Origin of the sequence: Sphingomonas suaedae, assembly GCF_007833215.1 — a bacterium.
Lineage (GTDB): Bacteria > Pseudomonadota > Alphaproteobacteria > Sphingomonadales > Sphingomonadaceae > Sphingomonas > Sphingomonas suaedae.
The window spans coordinates 3,884,909-3,897,319 of sequence record NZ_CP042239.1; the positions used below are offsets into that span (position 1 = coordinate 3,884,909).

The 12,411-nt window shown below is 65.2% G+C and carries 10 protein-coding genes; 5 read left to right on the plus strand and 5 right to left on the minus strand.

The genetic code is table 11. The features are described 5' to 3' along the window. Positions 1-59 precede the first annotated feature (59 nt). The 3 genes from queF (at position 60) to FPZ54_RS18405 (ending at position 4,239) form a co-directional block, all read left to right on the plus strand. Entirely contained in the window at positions 60-506 is a 447-nt protein-coding gene (gene queF / locus FPZ54_RS18395) for a preQ(1) synthase (protein WP_422396577.1), read from the plus strand. A 139-nt stretch (positions 507-645) separates the two neighbouring features. After that, a complete protein-coding gene (locus tag FPZ54_RS18400) occupies positions 646-2,922 on the plus strand; it encodes a glycosyltransferase family 4 protein (RefSeq protein WP_145849259.1) in 2,277 nt (758 codons plus the stop codon). Positions 2,923-2,958: 36 nt separating this feature from the next. Beyond that, on the plus strand, positions 2,959-4,239 hold the full coding sequence (locus tag FPZ54_RS18405) for a glycoside hydrolase family 130 protein (RefSeq protein WP_145849260.1): 1,281 nt from the start codon (positions 2,959-2,961) through the stop codon (positions 4,237-4,239). A 124-nt stretch (positions 4,240-4,363) separates the two neighbouring features. Here FPZ54_RS18405 and FPZ54_RS18410 read toward each other — a convergent pair whose 3' ends face one another. From FPZ54_RS18410 to hflK, 4 genes are all read right to left on the minus strand, one after another. Further along, a complete protein-coding gene (locus FPZ54_RS18410) occupies positions 4,364-6,025 on the minus strand; it encodes a helicase HerA-like domain-containing protein (protein WP_145849261.1) in 1,662 nt (553 codons plus the stop codon). Positions 6,026-6,087: 62 nt separating this feature from the next. Further along, entirely contained in the window at positions 6,088-7,599 is a 1,512-nt protein-coding gene (locus FPZ54_RS18415) for a DegQ family serine endoprotease (protein WP_145850038.1), read from the minus strand. 167 nt (positions 7,600-7,766) lie between these two features. Further along, complete coding sequence (gene hflC, locus FPZ54_RS18420) at positions 7,767-8,630, minus strand: protease modulator HflC (protein ID WP_145849262.1); 864 nt, start codon at positions 8,628-8,630, stop codon at positions 7,767-7,769. After that, positions 8,627-9,781, minus strand: a complete 1,155-nt coding sequence (gene hflK, locus FPZ54_RS18425) for an FtsH protease activity modulator HflK (RefSeq protein WP_422396545.1) — start codon at positions 9,779-9,781, stop codon at positions 8,627-8,629. The genes hflC and hflK overlap by 4 nt, the downstream gene beginning before the upstream one ends. A gap of 70 nt (positions 9,782-9,851) precedes the next feature. On the opposite strand from hflK, the gene FPZ54_RS18430 reads away from it, so the two are divergent. Both FPZ54_RS18430 and FPZ54_RS18435 read left to right on the plus strand, forming a co-directional pair. Then, on the plus strand, positions 9,852-10,826 hold the full coding sequence (locus FPZ54_RS18430; RefSeq protein WP_145849264.1) for an Mrp/NBP35 family ATP-binding protein: 975 nt from the start codon (positions 9,852-9,854) through the stop codon (positions 10,824-10,826). A 3-nt stretch (positions 10,827-10,829) separates the two neighbouring features. Next, on the plus strand, positions 10,830-11,270 hold the full coding sequence (locus FPZ54_RS18435) for a CoA-binding protein (protein ID WP_145849265.1): 441 nt from the start codon (positions 10,830-10,832) through the stop codon (positions 11,268-11,270). Here the strand turns inward: FPZ54_RS18435 and FPZ54_RS18440 are convergent. Beyond that, positions 11,235-12,392 (minus strand): aminotransferase class V-fold PLP-dependent enzyme, encoded by a 1,158-nt coding sequence (locus FPZ54_RS18440; RefSeq protein ID WP_145849266.1) that lies wholly within the window; start codon positions 12,390-12,392, stop codon positions 11,235-11,237. The genes FPZ54_RS18435 and FPZ54_RS18440 overlap by 36 nt on opposite strands. Positions 12,393-12,411 lie beyond the last annotated feature (19 nt).

The following is a 12,411-nucleotide window of genomic DNA, read 5'->3' on the forward strand; positions in this document are numbered from 1 at the left end:
ATCCGCCCGCGTTACCGCGTCGAGTTTTCAGATCGGCCGAAAGTGCTTAAATGACGCGCATGACACCCAAGCATCTCGGCCAACACAGTGCACTCCCCGCCACCCCCGAAGAGGCGGTGCTCGACTATGTACCCAATCCGCGCGCGGGAACCGACTATCTGGTTCGCTTCGCCGCGCCCGAGTTCACCTCGCTATGCCCGATCACTGGCGCGCCGGATTTTGCGCATCTGGTGATCGATTATGTGCCGGGCGAGACGATCGTCGAATCCAAGTCGCTCAAGCTGTTCCTGGGCGCCTTTCGTAACCATGGCGCGTTCCATGAGGATTGTACGGTGGGAATCGGACAGCGTCTGTTCGCCGAGATGAAACCCAAATGGCTGAGGATCGGCGGCTATTGGTATCCGCGCGGCGGCATCCCGATCGATGTGTTCTGGCAATCGGGCGCGCCGCCGGAGGGAGTGTGGGTGCCGACGCAGGACGTTCCGGGCTATCGCGGACGCGGTTGAGCGCGCGATTCTGGTCCTTTGTCGCGAGTCGTGATGTTGCATCGCAGCAATGTTGCAACCATAGTGAAACATCAACGTTTGGAGAGTCATCGCCCGAAATGCCGGGCCGGCAGATGTTGCCGATGCGAAGGAAGTCGAAATGGTCCAGGGGTCGCAGCGTCCAGACAGGGTCGATCACATCGCGCTGATCGGGAATTTCCTGCCCCGAAAATGCGGTCTCGCGACCTTTACGACCGATTGCTTCGCGGCGCTGCGCGCCCGTTTTCCGGACATGCGCGTCGATGTCTATGCGATGGATGACCGTCCCGGGGGCTATGCCTATCCGCCGGAGGTCACCGCGAGCATTCCCCAGCAGGATCGTGACGCCTATCTCGACACCGCCCGAGCGATCGATGCTTCGGGTGCACAGGCGATCTGGGTCCAGCATGAATATGGGATCTATGGCGGTGCAGCGGGCGAACATCTGATCGCGTTGCTCGATCGCACGACATTGCCGGTGATCGCCACGCTCCATACGGTGCTGGAGCGGCCGAGCGCCGATGAGCGGCGCGTGATGGAAGCCCTGCTCCGCCGCGCCGCACGGGTGATCGTGATGGCGCAGAAAGGGCGCGACATCCTGCATCGGGTCCATGGGGTCGATATGCGCAAGGTCGCGGTCGTTCCGCACGGCGTTCCCGATCGAGCATTGGTCGATCCTGACGCCATGAAGGAACGGTTCGGCTGGGAGGGGCGCCAGGTCATCCTGACGTTCGGCCTGCTGGCGCCGAGCAAGGGCATCGAAACGCTGATCGAGGCGATGCCCGCCATCGTCGCCCGGCATCCGGATGCGCTCTACGTGATCCTGGGCGCGACTCATCCCAATCTGGTGGCGCATGAGGGGGAAGCCTATCGCGACCGCCTCCACGCGCTTGCCGCGACGCTGGGGGTCGAACGGAACATCGCGTTCGTGAACGCCTTTGTCGAGCAGGAGGAACTGCTCGACCATATCCAGGCGGCGGATATCTATGCGACACCCTATCCCAACCCGGCGCAGATCACGTCCGGAACGCTGTCCTACGCAGTGGCGATGGGGAAACCGGTCGTTTCGACGCCCTATGTCCATGCGACGGAAATCCTGGCCGACGATCATGGCGTGCTCGTCGATTTCGGCGACAGCGCCGCTTTTGCGCGGGCGATCGTCGGGTTGCTCGACGATGCGGAGGAGCGCGTCACGCTGGCGCAGCGCGCCTATGCGCGCGGCCGGACGATGATCTGGCCGCGGATCGCCGAGGCGGTGGCCGACCTGATCGATGCGGTGCGCGACAGTCGGCCGCCCCGCATCGGCGCGGCGCCGATGGCCCCGGCGGCGATCTTGACGCCTGACTTTCGTGCCGTGGAGCGGATGAGCGACGCGACGGGGATGCTTCAGCATTCGATCTATGCCGTCCCCGACCGGCGCCACGGCTATTGCATCGACGACAATGCCCGGGCGCTGATCCTGATGCACCGGATCGATCCGATCGACGAAAGCGAGCGGGACCGCTGGACCAGCGTCTATGCCGCTTTCGTCCAATATGCGTGGAACCCCGACAAGCGCCGGTTCCGCAATTTCATGCGTTTCGACCGCCAATGGTGCGAAGACGCGGGATCGGAGGATTCGAACGGCCGCACGCTCTGGGCGCTGGGCGTTACCGCGTCCGAAGCGCGCGATCGCAAATATCGGGATTGGGCGCGGATGCTGTTCGACGACACCGCATCGATCAGCCTGGAGTTCGGCAGCCCACGCGCCTGCGCTTTCGCAATGCTGGGGGCGGCGGCGATGCTGGAGGCGCATCCGGGCCATGCGCTCTCGACGCAGATCCTGGAGCGGTTCGGCGGCGAGTTGATGGACCTGTTGGATGAGGCGCGGCGTCCCGAATGGGAATGGTTCGAGATCGTCCTCGCCTATGACAATGCGCGGCTCCCCGAAGCGTTGATCCGCGCGGGACATGCGTTGAATCGGTCTGACCTGCTTGCTTGTGGCCTTTCCACGCTGGACTGGATTGTGGGCCGACAGACCTCGCCCGAGGGGCGGTTTCGTGCGGTCGGTACCGAGAGCTTCGGCCGCGCCTATGCCGAACCGATGCAATTCGACCAGCAACCGCTTGAGGCGCAGGCGACGATCGATGCCTGTGCGGCCGCATTTGCCGCCACCGGAGACGCGCATTGGGCGCAGGAAGCGCATCGCGCCTATCGCTGGTATCTCGGGCAGAATGATCTCGACCTGCCACTTGCCAGCGTTGGCGATGGTGGCTGTTTCGACGGCCTCAACCCGCATGGGCTGAACCGGAACCAGGGCGCAGAGTCGATCCTCGCGTTGCAACTGGCCAATTGCGCGATTTCCGCCCTTTCGCAACGCGCGCAAATCGTGGCAGACCCGGAACCGGCCGCCGCATAGGAAGCGCGCGGCGCGCTTATTGTCCGGGGGGACGCATTGCTCGATCTGTACCATCACCCGCTGCGCCTTCATGCCGATCCCTCGCGCGTCGTGGTTCGGCCCTTTCACATCGGCTGGCAGTCGACGAACGGCGCGCCGAGCCGGACCGAGCGGCTGGTTCAGGCGGTGCTCGATATGTCGCCGGGCGAGGCGCGTGCGCAGCTCGCCGTGGTGCTCAAGGATTTCGAGGCCCGGCACTGGCAGACGCGACGCGTCTTCATGACTCGTTATGACGAGATCGAGGCGCAGTTGGGCCTGGACGGTGGGATGATCGGCGACGAGAAGCGCCAGCTGATCGGCGCCTATTTCTGCCACGAATACAGTTACGCCGCCGCCGCGCTGATGAATCCCAGCGCTGTTCCGCATTACGATCAGACGGGTATGCCCAAGGGGTCGCTCCGCATTTTGATGAGCCTGCGCGCGGTGGGGGAGGGGCATATCTCCTCGGTCGCGTTTCGCGAGGGGATCATTACCGAACAGAACGAATTGAAACTGGCGCCCGAGCCGCCCTTCGCCACCTCCGCCGATGCGCGCGAGGAGGAAGCGCACGCACCGGAGGGGCCCGTCAAGGTCTATCGCCATCGCGATTCGACGCTGTCCGGGACGCTGCTTTTCCCGATCACGCGCGCGCAGTCGAACGGGCTGGAGGACATGCGCCTGACCCACTTCCGGCATGACGATGGCAGCGACGAATGGCTCGGCACCTATACCGCCTATAATGGATCGCAGATTCAGTCGGAGATGCTGCGTACGCGCGACTGGCGCGAGTTCGACCTGGTGCCGATGACCGGCAGCGCCGCACGCAACAAGGGCATGGGCCTGTTCCCGCGCAAGGTGAACGGCAAATATATGATGATCGGGCGGCAGGACGGAGAGAATATCTTCCTGATCGAATCCGATCGTCTGACCCATTGGGACGAGGGCGTGAAGCTGATCACGCCCAAATTCCCGTGGGAGCTGGTGCAGATGGGCAATTGCGGCCCGCCGATCGAGCTGGACGAAGGCTGGCTGATGCTGACTCATGGCGTCGGCGCGATGCGAAAATATTCGATCGGCGCGGCGCTGCTCGATAAGGACGACCCTTCAAAGGTGATCGGCCGGACGCGCGAGCCGATCCTCGCTGCGGCGAGTGAGGACCGTGAGGGCTATGTCCCCAATGTCGTCTATTCGTGCGGTGCTATCCGCCACGGCACGTCGCTCTTCATTCCGTATGGCGTCGCTGACAGTTCGGTCGCGTTCGCGTTCGTATCGATCAAGTCGCTGCTGGCGGTGATGTAGGGCGCGCGAATTTGCCTCACCCACGCTGATCCGGCACCGGCCCGCTCCCCACCCGGCCACCCATAGATACTTGCGTTGAGTGGCCAGGTGGGGAGCGGGCCGGTGCCGTCCTGTGACGCTGATCTCAGCGTCCCTTGAACAGCCCGCCCAGAACGCCGCGCACGATCCCGCCGACGACGCTGGCGCCGACTCCGGATTTCTTGCCGAAGATCGCCTTGGACACCTCGCCAGCGACCGCGCGACCCGCTGCGGTGGAGGCGGACTGGGTTGCCGATTTGATCGCGCGGTTCCAGGGATTGTTGGCAGCTTCGCGCTCGGCCTTGCGCTTCGCCGCTTCCTCAAGCCGCGCCTGACGGTCCGTCTCGCGCTGCGCGGCCAGCCGTTGACGCTCGGCCTCCTTGGCGGCGCGGGCCTCTTCCTTCGCTCGGGCGAGCGCCGCCTTTTCGGCGTCGTTCTGCGCCTTGGCCTCCGCAGCGGCGGCGGCGGCCTCGGTCGCCTTCGCGGTCAGCAGTTCCCCGGCGGATTCCCGGTCGATGCGCGTGTCATATTTGTCGCCGACCAGGTCGGTGTCGATCAGCACGCGGCGTTCCTCCGGCGTTACCGGCCCGACCCGGCCGCGCGGGGGCTTCACCAGCGTGCGCTGAACCGGAGAGGGGGCGCCGTCTGCCATCAGCACGGACACCAGCGCCTCGCCGACCTTCAATTCGGTAATGGCGGTTTCGACATCGATGTCGGGATTGACGCGGAAGGTTTCCGCAGCCGCCTTGATCGCCTTCTGCTCGCGCTGGGTGAAGGCGCGCAGTGCGTGCTGGACGCGGTTGCCGAGCTGTCCGGCGACATCCTCGGGGATGTCGATCGGGTTTTGCGTGACGAAATAGACGCCGACCCCCTTGGAGCGGATCAGGCGGACGACCTGTTCGACCTTGTCGAGCAGCGCCTTGGGGGCCTCGTCAAACAGCAGATGCGCCTCGTCGAAGAAGAAGACGAGCTTGGGCGTTTCGGGGTCGCCGACTTCGGGAAGCGATTCGAACAGTTCGGAGAGCAGCCAGAGCAGGAAGGTCGCGTAGAGTCGGGGCGAGGCCATCAGCCTGTCGGCGGCGAGGATGTTGACGACGCCCTGGCCATTGTCGTCGGTCTTGATGAAATCCTGAATGCTCAGCGCGGGTTCGCCGAAAAAATGCTCGCCGCCCTGACTGCGGAGCTGGAGCAATTGGCGCTGGATCGCGCCGACGGACGCTTTGGCGACATTGCCGTAGCGGGCACTGATCTCGTCGGCGCGCTCGCTGCAATGGACCAGCATCGCCTGAAGGTCGTCGAGGTCGAGCAGCAACAGCCCGTCATCGTCGGCGACGTGGAAGGCGATCGTCAGCACGCCTTCCTGCGTTTCGTTGAGGCCCATCAGCCGGGCGAGCAGCAGCGGCCCCATTTCGGAGATGGTGGTGCGGATCGGGTGGCCCTGCTCGCCGAACAGATCCCAGAACTGAACCGGCGCCGCAGCATATTGCCAGTCGCTATATCCGATCTCGGCGGCGCGGTTGCTGAATGGGGTGTGGGTCTTGGCGGTCGGCGATCCGGCCATGCCGATGCCTGACAGGTCGCCCTTCACATCAGCGGCGAAGACCGGAACGCCCGCGCGGCTGAAGCTCTCGGCAAGACCCTGAAGCGTCACTGTCTTGCCGGTGCCGGTCGCGCCGGCGATCAGCCCGTGGCGGTTTGCGCGCTTGAGGACGAGCGCCTGTCGCTCGCCGCCGCCAACCCCGATGAACAGCTCGCCCTCACCCGTCATGCTGCGCTCCCGATGTTCAGGAGCGCAGCCTTAGGGTGAAACGCGAACGAGGTCAGCGAAAATCAGTCGGTGAGATCTACCGCGAAATAGCCGCCGACGCCGCCGCGGCGGGTGACATAGAGCAGCACCTGACCGTCGCCATTCTGCTTCGCCTCGCTCACGATCCGCGCCACTTCGGCGGGGGTCGCCACGGGAGTACGGTTGATCGAGACGATCACATCGCCGCGGCGAAGCTGCTTCTGCGCCGCGTCGCTCGAGGGATCGACGCCGACGACGACCACGCCCTTCATGTCCGGATCGACACCGATGCTGCGCGCGATCTGCGGCGTCAGCGCGGCGACGCTGAGGCCGAGCGATGCGGTTGCGCTTTGCTGGGCATCCTCCTCACTCGGTGCGCCCTCGTCGGCGTCGGGGTCGAACCCGGCAAGCTGCTCGACTGGTGGCCGGGTGCCGACGGTGATCTGAACGGTCATCCGCTTGCCGTCGCGGATCAGTTCGATCGGCACGCGGCTGCCCGGGCGCAGCGCCCCCGCGAGGTAGGACAGAGTGGTGTCGGGAGTGACCTCCTTGCCGTCCACCTTCATGATGATGTCGCCCTGCTTGATCCCGGCCTTGGCCGCAGCCTCGCCCGGTTCGACGCGGCTGATCAGTTCGCCCTTGCCCTTGGGCACGCCGAAGGATTTGGCGAGATCGTCGGTCAGCGGCTGAATGCCGACGCCCAGATAGCCGCGTTCGACCTTGTCGCCCTTCATCAGCGTGTCGATGATCGGCTTGGCCTCGGTCGCGGGAATCGCGAAACCGATGCCGACATTGCCGCCGGTGGGCGACAGGATCTGCGAATTGATGCCGATGACGTTACCGTTGAGGTCGAACATCGGACCGCCGGAATTGCCGCGGTTGATCGACGCATCGGTCTGAATGAACCGGTCGAGCGGACCGCCCTGGCCGGTCACGCGGTGAAGCGCGGAAATGATGCCCGCCGTCACCGATCCGCCCAAGCCGAACGGGTTGCCGATCGCCACCACCCAGTCGCCGACGCGCGACTGATTCGAATCGCCGAACTTCACGAAGGGCAGATTGGCGCCTTCGATCTTCAGCACCGCGAGATCGGACTCGGGATCGCGGCCGATCAGCTTGGCGGTATATTCGCGCCGGTCGGACAGCGTCACCTTGATCGATTCAACCACCGCGCCGCGCTGGCCTGCCGAGATGACATGGTTGTTGGTCACCACATAGCCGTCGGCCGAGATGATGAAGCCCGATCCCAGCGATTCGGCCTGGCGCGTCACCGGACGGCCGCCCTGTTGTCCGCCGAACAGGCCGCCGAACGGGGTTCCGGCGAACGGATTGGTCTGAACCTGCACGCGCTGGGTGGTCGAGATGTTGACGACGGCGGGCTGGAGCTTCGCGACCATGTCGGCAAAACTCATCGGCGCGCCGGCGCGCGGGCTCGACGCCTGAATCGCGCCCGGCTCGTTCTGCGCGGTCTGCGCACCCGCCGGGTTCTGGAGCACCAGCGCGGCGCTCGCGCCGCCGACGAGGAGAGCGGAGGTGATCGCATAAGCGTAGCGCACGGGGGTCTTTCCTTTGGTCATATGGCCTTTGGTCATTTCGCCCTTGGACATGTCGCCCTTGCCGGGCATGGGATCGGTCATGTGTGTTACTCGCCTAGGATAGCTGAACGGCGATTGAATATGAACGAACCGACAGCCATCGGGGTCCGGTCCGTTCCTGACATTCGCTATCTGCTACGCCCCCTGAACTCGCGCAGATAGTCATTGTCGGGGGACAGGATGATCGACGTCTCGCCATTCGCGTCCCGGCCATTGCCGATGAATGTGGTGCGATAAGACTGCATCGCGCGCCAGAAGTCGTAGAATTGCGGGTCCTTGTTGAACGCTGCGGCATAGACTTCCGCCGCCTTCGCATCGGCTTCGGCGCGGATGATCTGCGCGTCCTTTTGTCCGTTTGCGCGGATCGTCGTCGCTTCCTGCTGACGGGCGGTCGCCATGCGGTTCAGCGCCGATTGCAGCGGGCTCCCTTCAGGCAGATTGGCCTGCTTGATCCGCACATCGACAATTTCCACGCCATACTGGCTCGCATAACGTTGCAGACCGGCCTGAATATTGTCCATCACTGCGGTCCGTTCCGGGCTGAGCAACGATGCAAACGGTCTTTTGCCCAGCTCCGCGCGCAGCGCTGAGCCGAATAGCGGGCCGAGCTGCGAGGCAACGCGAGACTCGCTCCCGGCTGTCACCACCATTCGCAGCGGATCGACGACGCGAAAGCGCGCAAAAGCGTCGACCTCAAGCCGCAGCTGGTCGGTCGAGAGCACCGGCTGGTTCTCGAGGTCGATGTCGAGCACGCGCTTGTCGACCCAGACCACGCGCTGGAAGAACGGTATTTTGACCTTGAGCCCTGCTCCGGTGCTGCGCCCGAACTGCTCGCCTGCCTTATAGGCGTTGATCGTTCGTACCGGCTGTTCGAGCTGCAGGATCACGGCCTGCTTCGTCTCGGGTACGATGAACACCGTGTTGAACAGCACGAACAGCAGCGCAAGGGCGATGCCGCCCAACAGGATCGGCCGCGTTACGATCGCGTTCATTGCTGGCCTCCCTGCTGCTGCGTTGGCTGGGCCTGTTGTCCCTGCTGGACCGAAGGCTGAGTGGTCGACCCGCCGCGTGCGGCAGGAAGCGGCAGATAGGGGGTGACGCCCGGTGCCTCGACGATGGTCTTGTTCGACTTGGCCAGCACCGCCTCCATCGTTTCGTAATAAAGGCGACGCCGGGTCACTTCAGGCGCCATGCGATATTGCTCATAGATTTTGTCGAATTCGGTCGCCGCACCCTGCGCCAACGCAGTCACCTGCTGCGCATAGGCGCGGGCACGGTTGCGCTCGCCCTCGGCTTCCTGCTGCGCGGCAGTCACCTGTTTGAACGCCTCGTCCACCGCGGCCGGGGCGGAGGCGTTCTTGATCGACACGCCCTGCACGCGGACGCCGGAGTTGTAGTCGTCAAGGATCGCCTGCATCGTCTGCTGCACGCGCGCCTCGATCACCGTTCGGCCCGGGCCAATCGCGTCGTTGAGCGACACGCCGGCCACTGCGGCGCGCATCGCGCTCTCCGCGGTCGCGCGGACCGTTTCGGTCGGTTTCGCGATCTGGAAGACGAAATCCTCCGGATTGGCGATATCCCAGCGCACGGAATAGGCCAGATCGACGATATTCTGATCCTGGGTCAGCATCAGGTTTTCGCTGCTAGACGCCGGGAAATCCTCGTTACGGATCGCCTGGACATTCACCTTTTCGACCGTGGTAATCGGAGCGGGCAGGGTGAACCGGATGCCCGGCTCCATCGTATGCGAATAGCGGCCAAGCAGTTTCACCACGCCGCGCTGCTCGGGGGCAATGACGTGCGCGCTGGTGAACACGATCCAGGCTAGTACCAGCAGGATGATCGCCACGAGCACGACCGGCTTGCCGGGCATCCCGCCCGGCAGCCCGCCCGTGCCCCCGCCGCCGCTACCGCCACTGCGGCGCGCGCGCTTCAGGAAATCGTCGAGGCTGCTGACATTACCGCGACCCCCGCGCTTGCCCTCGGGCGGAAAGGCCCAGGGATTGCGCGGGCCGCTGCCGTCGCCGTCCTTGCCGCCGTTGCCCTCGCCGCCCTTGCCGCCGCCCCAGGGGCCTTTGTTCTCGTTCCACAGCACGCCCCGGAGTCCGGGAGCGCGTGCAATCCAGTCAGTCATTCTCGCCATGCAGGTCTTTATAGGGACCGCGCGGAGGATTTACAGTGGCAGCGCGCGAAAGCCGCCCTATGTGCCCCGCATGACCGATCAGACCAACGACCGCGCCGCGATCGAGGCGGTGCTCGCCCCGATCGCCGCAGGCCGCGCCACCGTTCGCGTAGAAGGCGGACGTGCCAGCATCATCCTCGACGTGACCGGGCTTCCCGACGGCGCCCAGAATGCGCTTGAGACGGATATCCGTGCGGCGGCGGCGATTCCCGGCATCGATGAGGTCCGCGTCGCCCGCACTGCGCAGCGGGTGAACCGCAGGCTCATCGCGGTAGCGAGCGGCAAGGGCGGGGTGGGCAAATCGACCGTCTCTGCGAATCTTGCCATCGCGCTCGCGCGGGCGGGACGCAAGGTCGGGCTGGTCGATGCCGATATCTATGGCCCGTCGCAGCCCAAGCTGATGGGGGTCGAGGGGCGCAAGCCCGTGGCGCATGACAAGAAGCTGGTGCCGCTGGCGACCGCATATGGCGTGCCGATGCTGTCGATGGGCGGGCTGGTCGAGGAGGGGCAGGCGATTGCCTGGCGTGGGCCGATGGCGGCGGGCGCGCTGACCCAGCTGGTCGATGCCAATTGGGGCGCGGCGGATACGCTGGTGCTCGACCTGCCGCCCGGCACCGGCGATGTGCAGCTCACGATGATCCAGAAGCATCGCCCGGCGGGGGCGGTGATCGTCTCGACGCCGCAGGATCTTGCGCTGATCGATGCGACGCGGGCGATCGACCTGTTCGCCAAGGCGGGGATTCCGGTGATCGGGATTGTCGAGAATATGGCGGGCTATGCCTGTCCGCATTGCGGCGAGGTGTCGGACCCGTTCGGCAAGGGCGGGGCAGAGGCGGCGGCGGAGCGGCTGGGCGTGCCATTCCTTGGCCGCATCCCGCTCGACATTGCGATTCGCACGGCATCCGACGTGGGCAGCCCCCCGGCCGCGGGGAACGGGGTCGAGGGCGCAGCGTTTGCTGAGGTGGCCGGGAAGGTGAATGCCTGGCTGGACACCCAGAAAGGCTGAGCCATGCCGATGACCGACGATGCGCAGATCAAGGCGCTGCTGGAAAATGCGCGGACCATCGCGATGGTCGGGGCCAGCGACCGGCCGGACCGGCCGAGCTATCGGGTGATGGCGATGCTGCAGGAGCATGGCTATCGCGTCATCCCGGTCAATCCGCAGATCACCGGCGAGCATCTGCACGGCGAATTCGTGTTCCGCGACCTTGGTCAGATCGGCGACCCGATCGATATCGTCGATATCTTCCGTCGGCCGATGGCGGCTGGCGAGGCGGTGGACGAAGCGATTGCGGTCGGGGCCAAGGCGGTGTGGATGCAGCTTGGCGTGATCAACGACGAAGCCGCTGCGCGGGCCGAGGCGGCGGGGCTTACGGTCGTGATGGACCGCTGTCCGGCGATCGAAATTCCGCGGCTAGGCGTCGCCAAGATCGCGCAGAGTGCCGACTAACCGCTCGACATCGCGTTGGTCGTGATAGAGGCCGAATCCGATCCGCAACACGTCCCCGCGGACATCGGTGACGATGTCCTGATCCATCAATTTCTGCTTCCATTCCGGAGCGTGGGGCGAGCGGAAAGCAAGGAAACGCGCGCGCGGGTCGCCGCCCGGGTTGAGCAATTCCGTTTCTGACAGCGGCGTCGCGGTCATTTCGGCGAGCAACGCCTCGCGCAGTGGCGCTACATGCGCGTTGATCTCAGCGGTGGTCAGCCCTTCCTCGGCCAGCATGTCGCGGACCGCGACAAAGCGGTAGAGTCCGCTGGGGTCGAAGGTCGATCCCATGAAGCGCATCGCATCCGCGGCATAGCCGATCCGGCCCGGCGGCGGGGCTTCGAGATCGGCGAATTCGGCGTACCAGCCGGTGATTTCGGGCCGGGGTCCGAAGCCGGGCGGGCAGTGGAGAAACGCGACCCCTTCGCCCGCCATCGCATATTTATAGCCCCCGGCGAGGTAGAAGATACGGTCGGCCACCGCAGACAGGTCGGTCTCCATCGCCATGAAGCCGTGATAGCCGTCGACGACGACCCAGGGGCCGTCCGGATCGGCAAGTGCGGCGAGGTCGGCAAGCGCGCCGAATACCGCGCCGGTTTCGAACATCACCTGGCTGATGAAGATCAGATCGTGGGCGCCGCTACGGGCTGCGGCGAGGAAGCGGGTGTCGAAATCCGTGCCGCGCGCCACCGTTTCGAGCGTGATCCGTCCGCTTTCGATCCAGCGCTGTGCCTGGCGGCGGAAGCTGTGGAACTCGCCATCGCTGGTCAGGATGCGCAGCGGGCGTTCGGCGCGGGAAGAAACGATGCGCAGGATCAGGTCGTGGGTGTTGCCCGCGAAGATCACCGATGCCGGATCGGGCAGCGCCAGTTCGGTGGCGACATGGGCCTGAGCCGCGGGCCAGATTTCGTCCATCACCCGGTCCCATTTGCGGTCGGCGAGCCGGGCGGCGTCCTGCCATGCGGCCTGATGACCGACCCAGGAGGCGTCGGGCCACAAATGATGGCTGTGTGCCGCGAAATGCAGCCGGTCGGGCGCTGCGGCGATCGAGCGCTGAAAGAGATGTTTGTAGCTAACCGTCATCGGGCAATGTTCCGATCGC